This is a genomic window from Bacillus alkalisoli, assembly GCF_002797415.1.
In the GTDB taxonomy this organism is placed as follows: domain Bacteria; phylum Bacillota; class Bacilli; order Bacillales; family Bacillaceae_I; genus Bacillus_CD; species Bacillus_CD alkalisoli.
Genome location: NZ_KZ454944.1, coordinates 274813 through 298092, shown reverse-complemented (window position 1 = coordinate 298092; position 23280 = coordinate 274813). Strand labels below are relative to the sequence as shown.

Here is a 23280-nt window from a genome sequence, read left to right as displayed (position 1 = left end):
AGAAAAAAGAAAAAGCAGGCAAGCGTTTAGAGCTTGTCCTGCATTTTAATCGTTTATTTTGTGCCGTATAGGCGGTCGCCAGCGTCGCCTAGGCCTGGAATGATGTAGCCTTTTTCGTTTAGCTTTTCATCAAGGGCAGCGATGTAGATGTCTACGTCTGGGTGTGCTTCTTTTACTACTTCTACTCCTTCAGGAGATGCGATTAAGCACATGAATTTGATGCTTTTTGCGCCGCGTTTTTTTAGTGAGTTGATTGCTTCTACAGCGGAACCACCAGTTGCAAGCATAGGGTCAACTACGATGAAGTCTCTTTCTTCCACATCAGAAGGAAGTTTTGCGTAGTATTCTACTGGTTGAAGTGTTTCTGGGTCACGGTATAAGCCGATGTGTCCAACTTTTGCAGCTGGGATAAGTTTTAGGATACCGTCTACCATGCCTAGGCCTGCGCGTAGGATGGGGATGATTCCTAGTTTTTTACCTGCAAGTATATTTGATTTTGCTGTTGCTACGGGTGTTTCTACGTCTACTTCTTGCAGGGGAAGATCGCGAGTTATCTCGAATGCCATTAAACTTGCTACTTCATCTACTAATTCACGGAATTCTTTTGTTCCTGTGCTTTTGTCGCGTATGTACGTTAGTTTATGTTGGATAAGTGGATGATCAAACACGTATACTTTAGCCATTCGAAAAACGCTCCTTTATTATTGGAATTGTTCATTTTATATACAATACTGACTGTTGAAATTCGCTAAAATCCGCTCGCTTTCCGCGGACGAACCACCGAGCCTCCTCGTTCGTTCCTGCGGGGTCTCGGCTGGCTCGTTTTTCCGCAGGACAAGGGATGCTTCGACAGCGGAACATCGCACGCAGAAAATGCGGATGCATTTTCAAGGAGTCTCGCAAATTTTAGCGAATTTCAAAGGAATTATTCATCAATACTTCTCAAAATCAACAAACCATACTAGTATTATCTTATTTTTACACACTTCTAATGATTTTACAGAAATTCGTGGTGAGGTTCAAGGGTGAAGGGTGAAAAAAATAGAGGTCTGATGTTAGACCTCTACTCATTGTTATACTAAATGGTTGTATAATTCGAATTTTGAAGTTAGTGCAGCTACTTTTTCAGCAATTTCTGCAAGCTTTTCTTCATTTTCGTGGTTTTTAAGTGTTGCAGCGATTAGTGACGCGATTTCGTCCATATCTTCTAAACCGAAGCCACGACTAGTAACTGCTGCTGTACCGATACGGACACCGCTCGTTACGAATGGGCTTTCTGGGTCGAATGGAATCGTGTTTTTGTTTACTGTAATGCCGATTTCGTCTAATACTTTTTCAGCAATTTTACCTGTAATGTTCAGGCCGCGTACGTCTACTAGTAGAAGGTGGTTGTCTGTTCCGCCTGAAACAATCGATAAGCCTTCTTTTTCTAACGCTTCTGCCAGACGTTTGGCGTTGTCGATTACGTTTTGTGCGTATGTTTTGAATTCAGGTTGTAATACTTCACCGAATGCTACTGCTTTTGCAGCGATTACGTGCATTAATGGACCACCTTGGATGCCAGGGAAAATTGACTTGTCGATCTTTTTCGCCCATTCTTCTTTACAAAGAATCATCCCGCCACGTGGGCCACGTAATGTTTTGTGTGTTGTTGTTGTTACAAAATCTGCGTATGGTACTGGGTTTTCGTGCAATCCAGCAGCAACTAAACCAGCGATATGCGCCATGTCTACCATTAAGTATGCGCCAACTTCGTCTGCAATTTCACGGAATTTCGCGAAGTCGATCGCACGAGGGTATGCACTTGCACCTGCAACGATTAGTTTTGGCTTATGTTCTTTTGCTTTTTCTAAAACATCTTCGTAGTTGATTGTGTGTGAGTCTTTGTCCACACCGTATTCTACGAAGTTATATTGAATTCCACTGAAGTTAACTGGGCTACCGTGTGTTAAGTGGCCTCCGTGGGATAAGTTCATTCCTAAAACTGTGTCACCTGGTTGTAAAATAGTGAAATAAACAGCCATGTTTGCTTGTGCACCAGAGTGTGGTTGTACGTTCGCATGTTCTGCGCCGAAAATTTCTTTTGCGCGGTCACGAGCGATGTCTTCCACTACGTCCACATGCTCACATCCACCGTAGTAACGACGGCCTGGGTAACCTTCTGCATATTTGTTTGTAAGTACGGAACCTTGAGCTTCCATTACTGCTGGGCTTACGAAGTTTTCTGAAGCGATAAGTTCGATTTTCGTACGTTGTCTTCCTAATTCGTCTTGAATGGATGCAAATACTTGTTGATCCTGTTGTGCTAATTTCACGTCGAGTCCCCCTTTAACCTATGTAAAAATGTTTATTGGCTTTTTCAAGTCATATCCATCCTATTTTATCACGTTAGGGTGGAAATGAGAAAGGAAAATGGATATTGGTAGCGTTTTCTTTGTTGGTTTGGTTGGGGTGTGGGGGATTTGGGAGGTGTGGGTCGTTGTTAGGTCGTGTGGTCTGTAATAGATTGGGGAGGGTTTGGTGAATGTTGGGGCAAATGTAGATTCTTATTAGTGGTTGTGTTTCAATCTGGGCTACTTCTGTTTCAATCTTTATTGTTTGTGTTTCATTTTCTATACTTTCTGTTCCAAAAAATATCAACTTATCTTCTTCCTTTTTCTTGTGTTTCAATCCGTCCTATTTTTGTTTCAATCTCTACTGTTTGTGTTTCAATTTCTATACTTTCTGTTTCAATCCGTCAATTCTTAACGTCTAAAACGGTTTTGTGTTTCAATTCGGGCTATTTCTGTTTCAATCTTTTTTGTTTGTGTTTCAATTTTTGTATATTGTGTTTCAATCCTTACGCCTTGTACTTCTTATCTGTGGTTGTGTTTCAATCTGGGCTATTTCTGTTTCAATCTTTTTTGTTTGTGTTTCAATTTTTGTATATTGTGTTTCAATCCTTACGCCTTGTACTTCTTATCTGTGGTTGTGTTTCAATCTGGGCTATTTCTGTTTCAATCTCTCTTCTTTTTGTTTCAATTTCTATATTTTGTGAATCAATCCGCTTATTCTTAACCTAAAGGCTGGGGCTCAGTATCTAATCAGGGTGGTTTGGTGAATGCAGGAACTTTTGTTGCACTTTGATGAGTTTTGCTACACCATAACGTTTTCATTATTCATTTTTATACTTTTTTGCTACACTACAACAGATTTATGCTACACCTCAAAAATTCCCCAATTCCCCCCACAAAATAAAAAACCAGCACCCCAAAAATCAGTGCCAGTTCCAATACGTCATCTTCCCTACCTGTACAGTTGTAATTCCTTCTATTTCACGCAACTTCAACAACTCTTTCACAGGCCCAGTTACAACCGCACCGTAAACTTGAAAACCGTTCTCCACTAGAAAATCATGATACTCTAATAATTGACTTTCTACATATTCCTTCCCAAGCATTCTAACTTTATTCTCGTTATAAACCCGCATTAAATTTTCTAAATATAAATCTTGGACATTATCGTCCAGGCCTGCATTTGAAGCATCATGGCGCCATCTCCTCATACTAGGCTCATATGTCACTTTCACCACTTCTTCCACAACCCCAATACCAAATCCGCCACCATAAACAAATCTTTTCATACCAGTTGGCCCACCACTACTCATTTCATGATAAACCTTTTCTCCCACGTGCAACGGCATCCATAAAATATGAATATCATACTCTTCTAACATCCCAAGAAAATCTTCCATGTCCATAAAGCGGTCTAACGAAAAAGCAAAATCAGCCACTGTCCCCTCGTGCACTTTCTCAAGCACTTCCCATCTTCGTTCATGATCTTCACCGTCTAGCTTCTCCCCTGTTTGCGGATGCTCCGGATACGTAAACAAAAACGTTTCTTCTTTCGCTTGTTGGTTAAGACGAATTTCCACATTTGGCTTCCTTTGGAACAGTTTTTTCTCCAAATAAACAGTCCCTACTGGCATTTCCTCTTCTCCAACTAAACGATAAACCGGATACTCCAACCTATACGTAAACCGATTATCCACGCTTTCATACTGGTGGTAAAAGCGACCAAAGTCTGTTCTTAAAGTCGGGTCCGTCATACTCATCATTGTATTAATATAATATCTGTATTCAAGCGGATCGTTCACTTTGTCAACTAACAACTTTAACCCTCCAACAGCCAATTGATAAGCAAAAAACACTAAAATCATGATACCGACAATACGTTTTGTTAATGTGAAACGGTACTTCCGCAACACTTTCCGCTCCTTCTCCTCATTCCAATCTGTCATTCTACCATTCTCCTTTCCTATTCTCCCCAAGCTGCTGGAGTTTTTTTCTCGCTCGATGCAATGTTACTTTCACTTGGCCTTCTGTCATGTCTAACGCCTCGGCAATCTCGTCGTAGTTCATTTCTTCTATTTCTCTTAAATGAATAATTGATCGGTAATTTTCTGGCAATCTATATAGTAATTCCGCTAACATCTTATTGTCTTCTACTCGGTCCATCTCCATATCTGGAATACCATACGGGCTAATCATTTGCGTATCATGAAAAAAAGACACCCAACTCCACCGCTTCTTTCGCCGCCATTCATCTAAATAAACGTTTCGCGCAACTTTATATAGCCATGCTCTTGCGGATGTTCCTTCCGCTTGATGAAGCGAAATCGTCGCCCGGACAAACGTTTCCTGGACGAGGTCCTCTGCAGCGGTCGGAGAACCAGACAATTTCAGCAAATAATAATATAATTGCTCGGCATACAAACGATATAATTCATCTAAGCTCTCCCTCCGCTTTTTGTTCAAACTGGCTCCCCCTCTGCGTCTCTCCATATATAAACGAATGCATGATTAAAATGTTACACTTTATCTCAAAAAAATGAACTGCCAAATTAGCTGCGTATATCGTTTATAGGAAGAAAAAATAACAAGTGTATTAAATAGTTGACAATAGCTATTGGTCACCCTCGTATATATGTGTAAAAACAATTTTCAAATGTTAATTGTTAAATGCGAGGAAAATGGAGTTTTAGTTTTATACGAACGGTGCAGGTTTTTTGAAGAAGTTTAATTTTAAAAACCAATGAATATGGAAATGGAAAAATTTCTCTTTGTATATAACGATAAAATAAACTACCCTTTATTCAAGGAGTGAATATAAATGAGCGATAATATTGAAGGTATTAATTATAAAGAAGTGATAGAATATGCACTGGATCCACTAATTGTCCATTCGCAACTGAAGATAATATACATAAATGAAGCAGCAGAAATTTTTTTCCGTGGTTCAAAGGACGAGGTAATTGGGGCCAGTCCTTTAGATATCTTTAGAGAAACCTCTAAACCTGCAATTATAAAAAGAATAGCTGGAGCTTATAGTAAACCTGCAGAGGTAATTGAGGAAACTATATATAGAATGGATGGAAATCCAGTTGATGTTGAGTTATATTGCCACCCTATTAAGATAGGGGAAACAAAAGCCATCCAAACTTATGTAAGAGACATCACGGAGAGAAAACAACAAGAAAAAGTACAAGATGAAATGAATATACAAATAAACGAATTGGCGTCCAAAATCGTTCCCCTTTTAGAAGGTATTGCTGTTCTTCCTTTATTAGGAGAAATAAATCACGATAGGGCAGAACAACTCGTAGATTTAGTACCAGCTAATGTTCAAGAGCAAAAGGTTAGCCGTTTGATTATAGATTGTTCAGGTATTTATAAAATTGATAATTTAGTTATTGACTCCCTTTTTAAAATTAACAGTGTACTAAATTTACTTGGAGTAAAATGTATTATAACAGGGATAAGGCCTCAATTAGCTTTAGAAGCAGTTAAACAGGACATTAACTTAAAAAACCTACTTACTTTTTCTACTGTTAAGGATGCCTTATACTTTCTAGGGATAAATAATAAAGTTAGTTGAAGAACAAGTCATTAAAAAATACTAGAAAAACGCAGGGGTTTTTGCACCCTCTGCGTTTTTCTATGGCGATTTGTTATCTCCATGCTACTCATTCATAAACCGCTCTTGCCCCACCGATTAGTTTCGGTCGGGTTTTGGCCATCGTTACGTGGGCGTGGCCAACTGTCTTTATTTTGCTTCTCACCGGAACAGCCACATGCTTAATATGCATGCCGATAAGCGTATCACCGATGTCAATGCCAGCATCAGCCCGAATATGCTCGACCATCACCGCATCCTCTAGGTGGTGGTAGGCGAAAGACGCCATCGCCCCACCAGCTTGACGCACTGGCACAACAGTCACTTGCTCGAATCCCTTTTCCACCATAATCGAACGCTCCACAACTAACGCCCGATTCAAATGCTCGCAACATTGAAACGCAAGTTCCACACCCGTTTCCACACGAAACTTCGCTAATACATCAAAAATCATTTTGGCCACGTCATCCGTTCCAGCCGTTCCGATACGTTCGCCAATTACTTCACTCGTACTACAACCAATAACTAGCAGTTGTCCTTTTTGCAGGTTTGCTTGATCATGTAAATCAGCTAGAGCTTGTTTCAGCTCATCGACCCACTCTCGCATCAGCGTTCCCTCCTCCCAATTCGACAAAATTCGGGTGGTGCCTGGCACCTATTGTTGTTCGATGTGGTGAATTTTGTTTACGCGGTTTGTGTGACGGCCGCCTTCGAATTCGGTGGTAAGCCATATTTTTGCAATTTCTCGTGCAAGGCCAGGGCCAATTACACGCTCACCCATCGCTAACACGTTGCTGTCGTTATGCTCGCGCGTTGCTTTTGCACTAAACATGTCATGCACAAGCGCACAGCGAATCGCCTTTACCTTATTCGCAGCAATACTCATCCCAATTCCCGTACCACAAATTAAGATTCCGCGATCAAATTCCCCACTCGCAACCTTTTCTGCCACAGGAAGCGCATAATCCGGATAATCCACCGACGTCTCACATTCACAACCGAAATCTTCAAACTCGATATTTAGTTCTGTAAGTAAACTTTTAATCTCTTCTCTAATATTAATCCCACCATGATCGGACGCAATCGCAACTTTCATTCTCACATTCCCCTTTACTAAATGATCTATTTTCATCTTACCCCCCTGTTGAAAAAAAATCCAACGGCGCCATAAGAGTTTCCACTTTTTCTTCAGAAAAAAGCGACGAAAGGTTTATTCGCCGCCTGTTAATGGTAGTCCCTACACTCGGAACTTCGAGATATTCTTTTTCAAACTATTTGCTTGCTTCACTAATTCTTGAGAAATTTCTTCAACGTTCGCAATTAATGCTGCTTGTTCATGTGTTGCAGCTGTTACTTCTTCCGCTCCAGCAGAAGTTTCTTCGGCAATTGCCGCTACTTCTTGCGATTGACGAGAAGTAATCCCTATTGTTTCCATCTGTTGATCCACTAACACAGCAATTTGTTTAACCGAATCTGCCACTTGGAGAACCGATTCTGTCATTTCGGCAATTACTTCATTTGTTGCAGTGCCTTTTTCCGCTTCTGCGTTAGCTGTTTTCACTTGCGTAGAAATTTGTGTAACGACATTTTTCACTTCTGTTTGGATGTTTTGGATTAATTTTGAAATGCCTTGAACTGCTTTTGCACTTTCATCTGCAAGCGAACGAACTTCTTCCGCAACAACAGCAAATCCGCGACCATGCTCACCTGCACGCGCTGCCTCAATCGACGCGTTCAAAGCTAATAGGTTCGTTTGGCCAGCGATATCGCCAACTAACGAAATAATATTTTCTACTTCTTTGGCATTTTTTTCTAAACGTTCAACAGCAGACAGAGACGCTTTATTGTCATCGGCTAATTTTTGAATACCTGAAACTAAAGAATGAATGACTTCCTTACTTTCGTTTAGGTCTTTCACCATTTCTTGAGAAAGTTGCTCCGATGAAGTTGCTTTCGTATGCACTTCGTCTGCGATACGAATGACGTTTTCAACGGATTCTGCCGTGTCTTGAACAGATGCTGCGGAACTTTCAGCGCCTTTAGCAATCTCTTCAATCGTTACCGCTATTGCTTCCGCTTGTTCCGAAGCTTGCGTTGAAACACTCGTAATTTGCACTACTTTTTCATTTGTTTCTTGGAAGTTTTTCTCGATGTTCTGAACCATTTCACGTAAGTTATGCAGCATTAAATTGAATGCATCCCCAACTTCCGCAATTTCATCTCGCGAATTGGACACAGGAACATCTTCTGATAGATCCCCATTTGCTGCTTTTTGTGCAACTTCTTTTATTTGCTGTAAAGGCTTTGTGATATACCTTGCAGCAAAAAACGCTAACACTCCAGACCAAAAAATCCCTAACAATAATGTGATGACAGTGAAAACATTTTCTGAAACTGGTACATACTCTGCTAAAAAGTATATAAAAACTCCCGAAACAGTATACGTTATCGACGCTAGAATCGTCGTAAACATTACTAGTTTCCATCTTAAACCGAATGTAAATCTCTTTGTACTCTCTTCCATACCGGCTCCCCCTCTAAGGCAACTTCTGTAAAGCTAATTCAATAAGCTTTTGTAATTCGTTAAACGTATTTCTGTACATTTCCACACTGCCACCAAACGGATCGGACACATCCCCAATTTCTCCAACAAACTCTTTTAATGTATATGTTTTGTTTATCGCATCAGGGAAATGACTTAAGATAAGTTGTTTATGGCTTGCTGTCATCGTTAAAATAAACGTTGCCCAGTCTGTATGTCCTTTTGTAAGTTGTGAGGATGAATGATTGTGTGCGATGCCTTGTTCTTGAAGTACTACTTTCGCGTGAATTGAGGCATCTCCTCCGTTTACAGCATAAACACCAGCTGACTTCACTTCCACATTAGGCAATCTCTTGCTATGTAAAATCGCTTCCGCCATCGGGCTACGACATGTGTTTCCTGTACAAACAAATAAAATATGAACTGACATGTTTTCTGCCTCCTTCTTTTTATTATTATAAGCCAAAGAAAAAGGATCCATCGTGATAAAAATCATTTCTACTCATTATTTCGTCAAGTTGTGACAATTTTCAAGCCGAATTTGTCAAATTTTTGTGAAAAAAAAGAGGCCGAGATTCGACCTACATGGGAAATAACAATTTAATTCCGAACGCGATTAAGATACTTCCTCCTAACGCTTCACTATACGAGCCTAGCCATCCTTGCAATTTTCTGCCAAAAAGCAAGCCAATCCACGTGAGAAGCATACTAACAATTCCGAACATCATAATGGTTACTAGTGTTTTCGCTCCATATATTCCGAGGCTCAAACCAACCGAGAAGCTGTCTAGACTTACACTTAATGCGAAAATAATCAATCCAAAGCCAATTGGCGTAATGAATGGTTCGTCCTCTTTTTTAAAGGATGCACGCATCATTTGTATGCCGAGAAGGATAAGGAGACCAGCTCCCGCGTAAGTAGCAAGTGCCCCGAATTTTTCCGAGAGTAACTTTCCGACAATCATTCCACCAAGCGGCATGAATACGTGAAAGACCCCGATTGTGATTCCTATGTAAAAAATTTGCCTTAGTCTTAGCTTAATCATCCCCATACCAAGGCCAACGGAAAATGCATCCATTCCAAGTGCGAAAGCCATTAAAAATAAGGTGAAAAGTTCCCCAATGATATGTGTAAGTTCCAATGTTTCTCCTCCTTGGCGGGTAAAGTTATAATAGTTCTCGATTTAGGAGCGTGTGAGTATGTTCGTTTTTTGGACGTGCCTATATCAACATATGCATGCCTAAGTCGGAATAGAAGGAGAAATGTGCTGAGGGGTGAATTCGGGTAGGGGTTAAGGAGGCGAAATTGATTGTGGGGTGACTGTTTAAGTTCATTTTCCAATCTTTGGTTGAAAATGAACGCGGGAGGGCTCTTCATGTTCATTTTTGGTTTTTTCTTTTGGGAAAATGATTACGGGATGACTCTCCATGTTCATTTTTAGCTTTTTCTTTTGGGGAAAATGATCGTGGGAAGACTCTCCATGTTCATTTTTGGCTTTTTCTTTTGGGAAAATGATCGTGGGAGGGCTCTCCATGTTCATTTTTGGTTTTTTCTTTTGGGAAAATGATCGTGGGATGACTCTCCATGTTCATTTTTGGTTTTTTCTTTGGGGAAAATGATCGTGGGATGACTCTCCATGTTCATTTTTGGCTTTTTCTTTTGGGAAAATGATCGTGGGATGACTCTCCATGTTCATTTTTGGCTTTTTCTTTTGGGAAAATGATCGTGGGATGACTCTCCATGTTCATTTTTGGCTTTTTCTTTTGGGAAAATGATCGTGGGATGACTCTCCATGTTCATTTTTGGCTTTTTCTTTTGGGAAAATGATCGTGGGAGGGCTCTCCATGTTCATTTTTGGCTTTTTCTTTTGGAAAAATGATCGTGGGATGACTCTCCATGTTCATTTTTGGCTTTTTCTTTTGGGAAAATGATCGTGGGATGACTCTCCATGTTCATTTTTGGTTTTTCTGTTGGGAAAATGATCGTGGGATGACTCTTCATGTTCATTTTTGGTTTTTTCTTTGGGGAAAATGATCGTGGGATGACTCTTCATGTTCATTTTTGGTTTTTTCTTTTTGGAAAATGATCGTGGGATGACTCTCCATGTTCATTTTTGGCTTTTTCTTTGGGGAAAATGATCGTGGGATGACTCTCCATGTTCATTTTTAGCTTTTTCTTTTGGGAAAATGATCGTGGGAGGGCTCTCCATGTTCATTTTTGGTTTTTTCTTTTTGGAAAATGATCGTGGGATGACTCTCCATGTTCATTTTTGGTTTTTTCTTTGGTGAAAATGATCGTGGGACGACTCTCCATGTTCATTTTTACAAACCTCTAAAAATAAAAAGCCGAACCTCACTTTAAGAGATTCAGCTTTTCCACAACTAACTTATTCACTTTTCAACACTTTATACCCAGCCGCTTTGTTTAGTCGGTTCATAATGGCCGCACCAACACCAACCGCCGGAAAGGATTCACTATAAATAATGTCGACGTTTGTTTCGTTGAACTGGCGCAGTTTTTCATATAAATTCACAGCAACTGTGGCAAGATCTGTGCGAGTCCCGACAGATAACACTACGTCCGCAGACAACCTAGCAATATGTTCTTCTGTGGATAAAACACCCACAATTTTCCCTTCACTTCGGCTTTTATCCACAAGATGTTGTAGATAATCCACATCTCCTTCTACCATATACAGTGGTGCGATGGGAGCATAGTGTGTATATTTCATGCCTGGAGACTTCGGTTTAAGCTCTATGTTTTCCGATGCTAGGGCTGGATCGACCGCCACTTCGCCCACAACTTGCTCTAATTGCTCTTTTGTTATGCCACCTGGCCTCAAGATAATTGGAATTTCAGTCGTACAATCTACTACGGTAGACTCTAAGCCGACTCCCGTTTGGCCACCGTCGACGATTCCAGCAATTTTGCCGTCGAGATCATCCACAACGTGTTTGGCTGTTGTTGGACTCGGTTTGCCTGAAAGGTTTGCACTTGGAGCAGCAAGTGGAAGTCCACTCTCTTCAATTAATGCGAGTGCGACCGGATGATCTGGCATGCGAATCGCAATCGTATCAAGGCCAGCCGTCACATATTGGGAGACATTATTTTTTTTAGAAAAAATAATTGTCAATGGGCCAGGCCAACATTTATCCATCAATTTTTCTGCATGAGCCGGAATGTTATCCACAAGCTCTGTTAACTGTTTTTTATTGCTTATATGTACGATAAGTGGGTTATCACTTGGTCTTCCTTTTGCTTGAAAAATCTTTGTTACAGCCTTGTCTGAGTAGGCATTTGCCCCAAGTCCATATACCGTTTCTGTTGGGAATGCAACAACCTCATCTTGTTGAAGTAAACTTGCTGCCTGTTGAATATGTGGATAACTTGAGGATTTTAACTCATTTTTATCCACAGTCCATTGTATTGTGTTCATTTTCTCTACCTCTTTTAAAAATCTACTATTTGTACTAATACTTTATAAAACTTTTGTACATAACTCAAGCTTTATCCACAAACTGTGGATAAAGCTTGTCTTTTTGTGGGTAACTTTGTGAATATTATCATTTTACCAAAGGACAGGCTAGAACAAAACAGTTTTCTAATGTGAACGTTTCCATGACGTATGGCGAATTTTTTATTTCCTCTGGTATTGTGTGAATTTCTTGTGGATAAAACCCGATTAGTTGAAAGAACTGGGCGAATTCTTGTTTATTTGTGAACATGTATAACTTATCTAGCTCTTTTTTCTTCGCAAATTGTTGTGTTTGTTCCATCAATTCTAGTATTTGTAGTTGATTGAACGTTTGCGACAGAACGAGTGAGCGTAATAAACCATTGTTTCCGTGACGTTCAATCCCTACAGTACCTGCGATTTCGCCGTTTTCTTTTTCAATGATAATAAAGTCTCCGATCGCTTCTTCCACACCAATTGTGGATAAATTGGCTTGTCCTAAAAAGTTTACGATAGTTGGGACGTCTTTTTGTGTAGCAGTGCGTAATAGTTTCATACTCATATTAGATCACCTCATTAATAGTCTAGTAATACTACTCTATTAACTTGATCTCGTAAGTAGAACTATTTTCCGCTGATTTTTTTCCATAGAGATGATAGAAACTCTGCGAAGAAAAACTTCACTTCCACTTCTTCTGGTTCTTCGTCGACTACGATTGGTTTTTCTGTAGTTTCTTCGTCTTCGTCTGGGAACGGTGTTGCTGTTGCTTCCCCGTTAGAGAAATCTAGGAAACATAACGGTGGGAATAATACGCACCACCAGTTTGCCCCTTTGCCACTACCTAATGTGATAAGGATGGCTTCATAGTCACCTGCCGGGTAAATGAAGCGTCCGTACATTTTTGTTGGAAAGTTTGCTCTACCAAAGTCTACGTTGTATTTTTGTGTGAGGCCTTCTGCTTTCATTACTTCTTCTACTATTTTTTCGATTTCTGGGATGTTGCCTTGAATGATGGATCTTGCTTCTTCGCGTGAAGTGATGTCGCTCACCCAGATTGTAATTTCTTCGTTTACTCTGTCGCGAATTTTCCTTTTTAATTCTTGGTCTTCGTCGTTGTCGCTGTTTGCTAGAATGCGAAGTCTAATTGCGTCATCAGGTATGACCATTGTTTCGTTCATAACACCTGACGCCATTTGTTCTCCTACTAGTGAAACGAAAGCTCCTATAAACATCATTACTATATATAAAGTTACCTTATTCTTTTTTATCATTGTATGTTGCACTCTCCCCTCTAGCAAACAGTATGGACAAGGGGAGAGAATCTTAAACTAGTAAAATAATAAAAATATAAAAATTGTTTTGGAGAACAAAACTATTTTAAATGAAAGGTGATAAATTGAATTAAGAAAATAAAAAACAAATTTTTGAAGTGGATATAAACCTATAAAAGCTACAGTTGATTGGAGGGGAAGGCATTCGACTCCTGCGGGAAAAAGAGCGAAGCGTGAGACCCCACAGGCAGGACGCCGAGGAGTAGGTTTTTTTCACGATAGTGAAAATAACCTTCCCATGTGCTCCCCGCGGAAAGCGAATGCCTTCCGCGGAAATCAACGGACCAGTTCTACCACATCTCTACTAATCTAGTAAAATTAATGTTTTTATATTTCAAAAATGTTTCAAGTGCCAGGCACCTGTAATGTTTTTGTAATGTTTTAGTGCCTTCATTAACGGGTATTGGTTATTGGCGGATACATAGCGGGATATTTTACAGATGAAAGGGTGCTACATGTTATGTATCGATATGAATTTTCAATTGATGGTTACCGCGTTGAGGACATTGGCGTTACGTTTAACCACATTAGTGTTCCACTTGATTTTTCTTTGAAGGTTGGTGGGAAATGGATGTATGGGACTGTGTATTATCACCATTATCATCGAACACTTACGTTTGATACGAAGTTTACTGACATCTTGAAACACACAAAAGAAGAAGATCGGCTACTACTCACTTCAAGCATTTTGAATGATGTTCAGGAGAAAATAAACAAAGGAATGGTTCAGAACCATCCCCCTTTAATTTCTTAATTTACTTAAAAAACCCTAAGCCACTATCTAACCACTAATCACTAGGTACTAGGTACTAGGCTCTTATCGTTGCATACACCATTCGATCTTTTCCATTAATATCAAACACCACTTCCGTATGTGCGTCTGGAAAAGTTCGTTGCAATAGCTCTCTAACAGCTTCTCCTTGGCCCATCCCTACTTCAAACGCAACAAGGGCCTTTTCCTTCAACACTTGTGGCAATTCTACCATAAAGCGCTCATAAAACTCTAAACCAGTATCTCCACCAACTAACGCACGATATGGCTCAAAATCTTTTACAACTGTCGAAAGCTCTTCATATTCATGAAGCGGAATGTAAGGTGGATTTGAGACAACGACATCCACTTTCTTCCCCGACTCTATAATCGGCAACAAAAGGTCTCCATGAACAAACTCCACTTCCGCTTCTAGCTTGTCTGCATTTTCTTTTGCAACTTCTAACGATTCACCGGCAATGTCTGTTGCCATTACTTCAAGCTGTTTATTTTCTAACGAAAGAGTAACCGCAATCGCTCCACTGCCTGTTCCTACATCAACGACCGAAAGTTTCTCGTCACGACCAAACAACTTAGCCGCTCGCTCTAACACACCAACAACTAACTCTTCCGTCTCTGGTCTTGGAATTAACACTTCATCATTCACGAAAAAACTGCGGCCATAAAACTCTTCTGTTTCAATTAAATATTGAACCGGAATGCCTGCCACTAACTTATGAACATTAAACACAAACATGTTGCGTTTGTCTTCCGTCAACTCGTCCTGCAAACTAGCAAGCAGCTTAGGACGCTCCACATTTAATTGATGCCTTAATAAAATTTCGCCTGCATTTTCATCACGGTTATTTTCCTTTAAAAAAGAAGAAGCCCAGTTTAGGGCCTCATAAATTTTCATTGTTTTCATCTCGTTATTCCGCCTGTTCCATTCTTTTCGCTTGATCTTCCATAATAAGAGCGTCGATTACTTCGTCCACTTTCCCTTGTAGGATTTGATCTAGCTTTTGAATTGTTAACCCGATGCGGTGATCTGTTACACGATTTTGCGGGAAGTTATAAGTACGAATACGCTCAGAACGATCCCCTGTTCCAACTGCTTGTTTACGGTTCGCATCGTATTCCGCCTGCGCTTCACGTTGGAACATATCATACACACGTGCACGTAATACTTTCATTGCTTTTTCTTTGTTCTTAATTTGTGACTTACCATCCTGACACGATACTACTACACCCGTCGGTATGTGCGTTAGTCGAACAGCCGACATCGTCGTATTAACCGACTGTCCACCAGGACCACTTGAACAGAATGTGTCTGTACGAATGTCTTTTTCATGGATGTCAATTTCAACTTCTTCCGCTTCCGGTAAAACCGCTACCGTTGCAGTAGATGTATGAATACGTCCACCTGACTCTGTTTCCGGTACACGTTGCACTCGGTGTGCCCCATTCTCATACTTAAGCTTTGAAAATGCACCTTTTCCATTAATCATAAAAATAATCTCTTTATAGCCACCCACACCAGTGGAGTTTGTTTCCATTACTTCAGTTTTCCAACCTTGTGCTTCCGCAAAACGGCTGTACATGCGGTATAAGTCCCCAGCAAAAAGCGCTGCCTCATCTCCACCAGCTGCACCTCGGATCTCCATAATAACGTTTTTGTCATCATTAGGATCTTTCGGTATAAGTAAAATGTGTAAACGCTCTGATAAGTTTTCTGCCTGCTCTTCTAACTCAGAAATCTCTTCCTTTACCATGTCACGCATGTCGGCATCTAACTTATCTTCTAACATTGCTTTCGCATCATCTAACTGCTCTTTCACTTGCTTGTATTCGCGGTATGCTTCTACCGTTTCGTGCATATCCGATTGTTCTTTCGAATACTCACGAAGCTTTTTCGTATCATTAATTACTTCCGGATCACTCAAAAGTTCCGTTAATTTATCGTATCGTGCTTCCACAGATTGTAAACGATCAAACACGTGCACTCACCTCTATTATAAAAATATACAGAAAAATACCTGCATAATACCTTTGACTAAAAATACTACAACATTCTAATTATAGTATAGGCAACACTCTACGTCAAAAGCAAATAATTGGTGACTTAGGCTGATTACATTTTCACTTGCGCCGATAAAACCTAATTTCCGCTGATAAACAACACTTTCGCCGATTGAGTCACAGATGTCGCCGATAGGATCGCTGTTTTCGCCGATAAACATTGATTTTTCGCCGATACTTTGCCCATTTTCGCCGATAAAACATAAATTTTCGCTGATAATCCAAATTAGCCTTTCAAAAAGTATATAAAATAATAAAAACCCCTTCTATTTTGCTCCATGAAGGGGTTAAACTACTCTATTCTCTATTCTCAATCGTCAAAATAACATGATAACGCGGAATAGCCCTAGCAAAATCACGCTTCAATTTTTGCTCTACCTTTTTCTTTTCCTCTTTGCTCAACTTTTTATTCGCGTATGCTGTTGTGCGGATCGTATTACCAGTTATATACACAGGTCCAGGCTCTAAATCACTATGAACTTCAATAATCTCTTGCACTTTATCTTGGTCATCCCCATAATCTGGACGATTCTCCGTTAAATCAATAAAATTGGGATTTTGATTCGTATTAAATCGCTCCGACTCTAAATTGCGCTCATAAAACCTACCACCCTCGCCCGACATGAGTCGCTGGCCATTCAAATCTTCCGCCTGATTGATTCTATTTTCCTGCACACACCCAGTTAATACGAAAAAAGAGCATACAGCCACAAACAGAATTGTACGATACATTTCGTACCACCTCCTGTTCATAGCGTATCCTCTTTTTTCAGAAAAAAAGCTCGTAAAATTTAGGAAAAATACTAACGCTCTTTTCGGTTAGCATCCACTATCGGTCCTAACCTTCCCCTGCCCTATTTGGTAGAGATTATTTAGACGTAGCCACCTGGCCAACTCTTGCTGTTACAGCATTTGGAACTTTGTGATGATGACGGCAACGTGGCTCGTATGATTCAGATGCCCCTACTAAAATAATTGGATCATCGTAGTTGGCTGGCTCGCCATTGATTAAACGCTGCGTGCGGCTGGCGGGTGATCCGCAGACGGCACAAACAGCCTGAAGCTTTGTCACCAATTCGGCTACTGCCAAAAGTTCCGGCATTTTTCCAAAAGGTTCGCCTCGGAAATCTTGGTCTAACCCTGCAACAATGACTCTATAACCTTTGTCGGCTAGTTGTTGTACAACTTCTACGATGTTTTCGTCGAAGAACTGTACTTCGTCAATCCCGATTACTTCTGTATCCGGTGCAGCACTTTCGAGGATTGCTTGTGAAGATCGAACTGGTGTAGCTAATATGGAAGTGCCGTTATGTGATACGACTGCTTCGTCGCTGTAACGGTTATCGATTTCTGGTTTGAATACTTGTAAAGGTTGTTTTGCAAATTGAGCACGGCGCATGCGGCGAATTAATTCTTCGGATTTTCCTGAAAACATACTTCCGCAAATTACTTCGACCCAGCCGGCTTGCTTCATAACGTACATGTACGGCCTCTCCCCTCTTTAATTAGTGGCTAGTGGTTAGTGATTAGTGGTTAGGAAGGGAAAGCCCATTAACCTAACCACTAATCACTAACCACTAGTATCTCTTGTAAAAGAAAAAAACAGGCAAGTTTTGAAATAACCTTGCCTGTTTCTGTTTTATTACTTAAGGCCGTATTTTTTGTTGAAACGCTCAACACGTCCGTCAGCTGCAGCATGCTTCTGACGTCCAGTGTAGAATGGGTGAGAATCAGAAGAGATCTCAACTTTAATTAACGGGTAAGTAGTACCGTCTTCCCACTCAACAGTCTCATTAGTTCTCATAGTAGAACCAGTGATGAACTGGAAGTTAGTGTTGATGTCCATAAATACAACTTTACGGTATTCTGGATGAATTCCTGCTTTCATTATTGTCATCTCCTTTATGCCCTGATTCTTTCGAAACAGAGTTAATATCACAAAATGATACCAAGGGAACTTGACCACCTTCGACATCATTTATTCTTTAAAAACACACTGATGAAATTATATCAAGGTTATCTCGGTTTTGCAAGATAAGAAAAAATAGTTTAGGCCTTTATTTCGTTGGGAATTTCTCCCTAGCTTATCTTCTCGTCTTTTGTTCTTCGTCTAGCATATCGAAAAATTCTTTATTTGATTTTGTTTGGCGCAATCTGCGTAGCAGTTTTTCGGCGAAGTCAGGCGAATCTGACATCGTTTTACGAATTGCCCATAATTTGTCTAGGTGTTCTTTTGGTATTAATAACTCTTCTTTACGAGTACCAGAGCGACGAATATCAATCGCTGGGAAGATACGACGCTCTGCAAGAGAACGATCAAGGTGTAATTCCATGTTACCAGTACCTTTGAATTCCTCATAAATAACGTCATCCATACGCGAGCCTGTATCAATTAATGCAGTTGCTAAAATTGTTAAGCTTCCGCCTTCTTCAATATTACGGGCTGCTCCGAAGAAACGTTTAGGTCGGTGGAACGCAGCCGGATCGATACCACCAGATAAAGTACGTCCGCTCGGTGGAATAACTAAGTTATACGCACGAGCTAAACGAGTGATACTATCCATTAAAATGATAACATCACGTTTATGTTCAACTAGACGCATTGCGCGTTCTAATACTAGCTCGGCCACTTTAATATGGTTTTCAGGTACTTCATCAAATGTAGAACTTACCACATCACCTGCAACAGAACGTTCGATATCTGTTACTTCCTCTGGACGCTCATCAATTAAAAGTATGATTAGTTCTGCTTCTGGATGATTGGTCGTAATGCTATTGGCAATTTCTTTAATAAGCATTGTTTTACCAGCTTTAGGTGGCGCAACAACAAGTCCACGTTGACCAAAACCAACTGGCGCAATTAAATCCATGATTCTTGTAGAAAGACTTTTTGTCGTTGTTTCCATCAAAATTTTACGGTCTGGATACAAAGGTGTTAAACCAGGAAAGTGAACGCGTTCTTTTGCTGTTTCTGGATCTTCCCCGTTTACAGCTTCCACGTGCAATAGGCCGTAGTAACGCTCATTTTCTTTTGGAGGACGAACTTTACCTGATACTTTATCACCGTTTCTTAAATCAAATCGACGAATTTGCGATGCTGAAATGTAGATGTCTTCCGAGCTTGGAGAGTAGTTGATAGGTCTAAGGAAACCGAAACCTTCTGATTGGATGATTTCTAGTACACCTTCCATAAATAATAGCCCATCTTGTTCTGCTTGTGCTTTTAAGATAGCAAAGATTAGCTCTTTTTTTGTTAATTTGCTATAGTAGGAAATTTTTAGTTGTTTTGCTAGTTCGTAAAGTTCTTTTAGCTTTAAATTTTCAAGTTTTGCAATTGTTAAATCCATGGATCTATACACCACTCAATCTTTTATTTTGGCTGTGTTAAAGTTCGCTGTTGATTTCCGTGCAAGGCTTCGCTTTCCGCGGGCGGTAAAAAGGAAGGTTATTTTCACTATCGTGAAAAAACCTACTCCTCGGCGCAAGCGCCTGTGGGGTCTCCCGCTCCCCGCTTTTCCCGCAGGAGTCTCAGCCTTGCACGGAAATCGACAGCTAATAGTATTTATTTATCAACAATAAACTTTAACATAGCTTTTATTTTAAAAATCATGTCATTGTTTCTTCATTTAGCTTTCACACTACGGTATAAAACCGTTGATGTTCGCTACAGTTGCTCGCTTTTTGCGGGCGGTAAAAAGGAAGGTTATGTGAAAAAACCTACTCCTCGACGCATTCACGTCTGTGGGGTCTCCCGTCTCCTGCTCTTCCCGCAGGAGTCTCCCAACTGTAGCGAACATCAACTCTATTCTGGCATTATAAATGTTGTCCAAGTTTCATACTTCAATTAACTGTTATATAAACTAATACATCATTTGAAAGGACCTCGATTAAGCTCAACAAGTATGTAGGAAGGCTGTCGTGTTGAAGAAGTTTGAAGAAACTTTAGACAAAGATTATTTTTTGGCATACGAAAAATAAAATTTTCATATTGCAAAAAATAATAGGATGAAGCTTGTACAATTGTTGTTTGTGCCAGGTTATTTTTGTAACGGAAGGCATTTGTAGTTAGTAGAAGAGTTTAGATGAATATTCTTTATTAAAAGCAAAGTATTCTTTATTTTACCCACAATTCACTCGTTTAAGCAATAGTTTTTTGTTGACTTTCCCTAGCGAGAAATGACAAATTGCGTAAGGGAAAATGAATTTTTCACTTTATACTATAGATTTCGAAGGCTAGTAGCAGTTTTGGACGGCTAAGAGGTTATTCTATAGATACTATATCATCTTTCAACTAGAATTGCAAACATATGTTCTATTTAGCTTCACCTTTATTTTTATACCCATTATGAAGGAAGATTAAACATCGAAAAAGCCGTAAGCAATTGCTTACGGCTTCATTACTAGATTTGGCTTTTTCTTAATGTTATGTTGTCCATCAATGAAACGAACTGTTCCGCTTTTCGCACGCATAACGACAGAGTGAGTCGTTGCATTTGTACCTTTAAATTGAACACCGCGTAATAGCTCTCCGTCTGTTACACCAGTTGCTGCGAAGATTGCGTCGTCCCCGCGTACAAGGTCTTCCATGCGAAGAACTGCATTTACGTCTTCGATGCCCATTTTTCGGCAACGCTCTAATTCTTCTTCATTTTGTGGTAAAAGGCGTCCTTGAATTTCTCCGCCTAAACACTTTAATGCTACTGCTGCGATAACTCCTTCAGGCGCTCCCCCTGAACCGAATAGTATATCAACGCCAGTCGTATCGAATGCAGTATTGATCGCTGCTGCAACATCGCCATCGTCGATAAGCTTAATTCGTGCTCCAGCTTCGCGAAGTTCAGAAATGATTTTTTCATGACGTGGGCGGTTTAATATAACTGCTACTACGTCTTCGATGTCTTTATTTTTCGCTTCTGCTACTGCTTTTAAGTTGTCTAGTACTGATGCATTTAAGTCAATTTTCCCTACTGCTTCTGGGCCAACTGCAATTTTGTCCATATACATATCAGGAGCATGTAAAAGGTTGCCGTTGTCTGCAACAGCTAAAACTGCTAGCGCGTTCCAACCACCTGAAGCAACGATACTTGTCCCTTCTAGTGGGTCAACTGCTACGTCAAGGCGCGGTCCAAAACCAGTTCCTAGTTTCTCTCCAATATAAAGCATTGGTGCTTCATCCATTTCTCCTTCACCAATAACTACTGTCCCTTTCATAGGGATTGTATCAAAAACGTCACGCATTGCTGAAGTTGCAGCGTCATCCGCTTTTTCCTTGTCTCCTCTACCCATCCAACGTGCAGAAGATAATGCCGCCGCCTCTGTTACACGAATTAGTTCCATTGATAAACTTCTTTCCATTTTGCCTTCCCCCAGTACCTATGTAATATGTTTAAATTAATGTGATATACTATTGATACATATAGTATAACATAGTCAGTCGGATCATGGGGATTTTTTTGATTTATGTAAATCAATTTCATCATTTATGTTCGTTAATGAAAAACGAATATTTTAGTGTAATACAAATTAATATGTTCGTTTAATAAGGTGTTTAAAAACGAATAGGTTTACTATTCGTTTTTCGTTTAGTAATTGTACATTATGAAACTCACTCATGTAAAAAAGAACCCAACTTGGTTGAGTTCTTTACGTAATTTATGAATTTTGCATTTGTTCTATTTCTTCTTCTGATAGGTCTTCTCGCCATAAAGTAGCGCCTAGTCCTTTTAGCTTTTCTTCTAAATGGCTATAGCCACGGTCAATATGTTCTAAGCCTGTAACTTCTGTAATACCGTCTGCCATTAATCCAGCAATAACAAGTGAAGCACCAGCGCGCAGATCACTTGCTTTCACTTTTGCTCCTTGAAGTTGGACAGGTCCGTTTACGATCGCTGATCTGCCTTCCACTTTGATCTGAGCATTCATGCGGCGTAGTTCGTCTACGTGCTTGAAGCGTGCGGAATAAATGGTATCTGTGACGATGCTTGTCCCAGTTGCTTTTGTAAGCAGGGCAGTCATCGGCTGTTGTAAGTCTGTTGGGAAGCCTGGGTGAACTAATGTTTTCACGTCAATTGCTTTTAGTACGTCTCCAGGAACGACTAACAATTGGTCTTGATGGTTATTCACATCAATTCGTACGCCCATTTCTCGTAGTTTTGCAATGACAGGCTCTAAGTGAGTTGGAATAACGTTGTCGATAATCATTTCTTTACCAACTGCTGCGGCCATAATCATGTATGTACCCGCTTCAATTCGGTCAGGGATGATTGTATGACGACATCCGTGTAGCTTGTCGACTCCATCAATACGAATGACGTCTGTTCCAGCACCTTTAATTTTCGCACCCATGCTTGTTAATAAGGTTGCTACATCAATAATCTCTGGCTCTTTTGCGGCATTTTCAATAATGGTTCTGCCTTTTGCTCGAACCGCTGCTAGCATGATATTGATTGTTGCACCAACGCTTACTACGTCTAAGTAGATGCGGGCTCCTCTTAGTTCGTCGGCACGCAGGTAGATGGCACCTTGCTCGTTTGTCACTTGAGCACCTAGCGCTTCAAATCCTTTAATATGTTGGTCAATCGGTCTTGGGCCAAGATGGCATCCACCAGGAAGGCCTACTACCGCTTTTTTAAATCTTCCGAGCATTGCACCCATTAGATAGTAGGAAGCACGAAGTTTTTTTACTTTTCCATTCGGTAAAGGCATGGCTATCATATTTTCAGGATTCACTGTCATGGAGCCATCTTCAGTTAGTGTGACAGTTCCTCCGATTTCTTCTAAAAGGCTGCCTAAAATATTTACGTCTGATATTTGTGGTAAACCATCGATCATAACAGGTGATTCTGCTAAAATTGTTGCAGGAATGAGGGCAACTGCACTATTTTTTGCACCGCTTACTCGAACCGTCCCGCTTAATTTTGTGCCACCAATAATTTTTAATTTTTCCATATTAAATCTCCCTTCTAGGGTGAGCTTATATTATAGCTAATGAATTTATGATGAATTGTTTGCTTTTTCGTTTCGTGCACAAAGTATGTATTCATTATTATACACATTTTTTGGCAATTATAAAATAATCAATAGTTCGTGCTTGTTTAGGAAAACACGCTACTTGAGTCCGTTTCACAATGTATGGCTACTGGATGAAATACGAATTAAAACATATAGATTAATTTTATAAATAATTA

22 protein-coding genes are annotated in these 23280 nt (G+C 40.1%); 2 read left to right on the top strand and 20 right to left on the bottom strand.

From position 1 onward, the window contains the following. Window positions 1-53: 53 nt before the first annotated feature. The 4 genes from upp to CDZ89_RS01430 all read right to left on the bottom strand — a co-directional run bounded on the left by upp (window position 54) and on the right by CDZ89_RS01430 (window position 4796). On the bottom strand, window positions 54-683 hold the full coding sequence (gene upp / locus CDZ89_RS01450; RefSeq protein WP_096156354.1) for a uracil phosphoribosyltransferase: 630 nt from the start codon (window positions 681-683) through the stop codon (window positions 54-56). A 390-nt stretch (window positions 684-1073) separates the two neighbouring features. Continuing rightward, window positions 1074-2315 carry a serine hydroxymethyltransferase gene (locus CDZ89_RS01445; RefSeq protein ID WP_100333025.1) on the bottom strand — a complete coding sequence of 414 codons (1242 nt, stop codon included), beginning with the start codon at window positions 2313-2315 and terminating at the stop codon, window positions 1074-1076. 941 nt (window positions 2316-3256) lie between these two features. Continuing rightward, window positions 3257-4279 (bottom strand): anti sigma factor C-terminal domain-containing protein, encoded by a 1023-nt coding sequence (locus tag CDZ89_RS01435; protein ID WP_100333024.1) that lies wholly within the window; start codon window positions 4277-4279, stop codon window positions 3257-3259. A 1-nt stretch (window position 4280) separates the two neighbouring features. Continuing rightward, window positions 4281-4796, bottom strand: coding sequence for an RNA polymerase sigma factor (locus CDZ89_RS01430; RefSeq protein WP_227521418.1), 516 nt, complete (start codon window positions 4794-4796; stop codon window positions 4281-4283). A 355-nt stretch (window positions 4797-5151) separates the two neighbouring features. Here CDZ89_RS01430 and CDZ89_RS01425 point away from each other — a divergent pair, with 355 nt between their 5' ends. After that, entirely contained in the window at window positions 5152-5916 is a 765-nt protein-coding gene (locus CDZ89_RS01425) for a PAS domain S-box protein (RefSeq protein WP_100333023.1), read from the top strand. An 88-nt stretch (window positions 5917-6004) separates the two neighbouring features. On the opposite strand, the gene CDZ89_RS01420 is transcribed toward CDZ89_RS01425, so the two are convergent. The 8 genes from CDZ89_RS01420 to spoIIR all read right to left on the bottom strand — a co-directional run bounded on the left by CDZ89_RS01420 (window position 6005) and on the right by spoIIR (window position 13203). Then, window positions 6005-6541 (bottom strand): TIGR01440 family protein, encoded by a 537-nt coding sequence (locus tag CDZ89_RS01420; protein ID WP_100333022.1) that lies wholly within the window; start codon window positions 6539-6541, stop codon window positions 6005-6007. A gap of 48 nt (window positions 6542-6589) precedes the next feature. Further along, complete coding sequence (gene rpiB / locus CDZ89_RS01415; RefSeq protein WP_096157046.1) at window positions 6590-7030, bottom strand: ribose 5-phosphate isomerase B; 441 nt, start codon at window positions 7028-7030, stop codon at window positions 6590-6592. A gap of 141 nt (window positions 7031-7171) precedes the next feature. Further along, window positions 7172-8458, bottom strand: coding sequence for a methyl-accepting chemotaxis protein (locus tag CDZ89_RS01410; RefSeq protein ID WP_096156347.1), 1287 nt, complete (start codon window positions 8456-8458; stop codon window positions 7172-7174). 13 nt (window positions 8459-8471) lie between these two features. Beyond that, on the bottom strand, window positions 8472-8906 hold the full coding sequence (locus CDZ89_RS01405) for a low molecular weight protein arginine phosphatase (RefSeq protein WP_100333021.1): 435 nt from the start codon (window positions 8904-8906) through the stop codon (window positions 8472-8474). Window positions 8907-9057: 151 nt separating this feature from the next. Beyond that, window positions 9058-9573: a manganese efflux pump MntP gene (locus CDZ89_RS01400; RefSeq protein WP_096157045.1), complete on the bottom strand. Its 516-nt coding sequence runs from the start codon at window positions 9571-9573 to the stop codon at window positions 9058-9060. 1290 nt (window positions 9574-10863) lie between these two features. Next, on the bottom strand, window positions 10864-11913 hold the full coding sequence (locus CDZ89_RS01395) for an L-threonylcarbamoyladenylate synthase (RefSeq protein WP_100333020.1): 1050 nt from the start codon (window positions 11911-11913) through the stop codon (window positions 10864-10866). 127 nt (window positions 11914-12040) lie between these two features. After that, a complete protein-coding gene (locus tag CDZ89_RS01390; protein ID WP_096156344.1) occupies window positions 12041-12493 on the bottom strand; it encodes a GNAT family N-acetyltransferase in 453 nt (150 codons plus the stop codon). 62 nt (window positions 12494-12555) lie between these two features. Continuing rightward, a complete protein-coding gene (spoIIR, locus tag CDZ89_RS01385; protein WP_096156343.1) occupies window positions 12556-13203 on the bottom strand; it encodes a stage II sporulation protein R in 648 nt (215 codons plus the stop codon). Between the two features lie 520 nt (window positions 13204-13723). On the opposite strand from spoIIR, the gene CDZ89_RS01380 reads away from it, so the two are divergent. After that, window positions 13724-14017, top strand: a complete 294-nt coding sequence (locus CDZ89_RS01380) for a hypothetical protein (protein WP_100333019.1) — start codon at window positions 13724-13726, stop codon at window positions 14015-14017. A 55-nt stretch (window positions 14018-14072) separates the two neighbouring features. Here CDZ89_RS01380 and prmC read toward each other — a convergent pair whose 3' ends face one another. The 8 genes from prmC to CDZ89_RS01340 form a co-directional block, all read right to left on the bottom strand. Further along, window positions 14073-14930, bottom strand: coding sequence for a peptide chain release factor N(5)-glutamine methyltransferase (gene prmC / locus CDZ89_RS01375; protein WP_096157044.1), 858 nt, complete (start codon window positions 14928-14930; stop codon window positions 14073-14075). A 13-nt stretch (window positions 14931-14943) separates the two neighbouring features. Further along, the gene (gene prfA / locus CDZ89_RS01370; RefSeq protein ID WP_096156341.1) at window positions 14944-16011 is read right to left on the bottom strand and encodes a peptide chain release factor 1; all 1068 of its coding nucleotides are present in this window, start codon (window positions 16009-16011) and stop codon (window positions 14944-14946) included. Between the two features lie 379 nt (window positions 16012-16390). Beyond that, window positions 16391-16825 carry a hypothetical protein gene (locus CDZ89_RS01365; protein WP_096156340.1) on the bottom strand — a complete coding sequence of 145 codons (435 nt, stop codon included), beginning with the start codon at window positions 16823-16825 and terminating at the stop codon, window positions 16391-16393. Window positions 16826-16961: 136 nt separating this feature from the next. Next, a complete protein-coding gene (locus CDZ89_RS01360) occupies window positions 16962-17576 on the bottom strand; it encodes a thymidine kinase (protein WP_096156339.1) in 615 nt (204 codons plus the stop codon). A gap of 159 nt (window positions 17577-17735) precedes the next feature. Next, entirely contained in the window at window positions 17736-17981 is a 246-nt protein-coding gene (locus CDZ89_RS01355; protein WP_096156338.1) for a type B 50S ribosomal protein L31, read from the bottom strand. A 196-nt stretch (window positions 17982-18177) separates the two neighbouring features. Continuing rightward, entirely contained in the window at window positions 18178-19440 is a 1263-nt protein-coding gene (rho, locus tag CDZ89_RS01350; protein ID WP_096156337.1) for a transcription termination factor Rho, read from the bottom strand. 1039 nt (window positions 19441-20479) lie between these two features. Next, entirely contained in the window at window positions 20480-21448 is a 969-nt protein-coding gene (gene glpX, locus CDZ89_RS01345; RefSeq protein WP_096156336.1) for a class II fructose-bisphosphatase, read from the bottom strand. A gap of 297 nt (window positions 21449-21745) precedes the next feature. After that, the gene (locus tag CDZ89_RS01340; protein WP_096156335.1) at window positions 21746-23041 is read right to left on the bottom strand and encodes a UDP-N-acetylglucosamine 1-carboxyvinyltransferase; all 1296 of its coding nucleotides are present in this window, start codon (window positions 23039-23041) and stop codon (window positions 21746-21748) included. Window positions 23042-23280 lie beyond the last annotated feature (239 nt).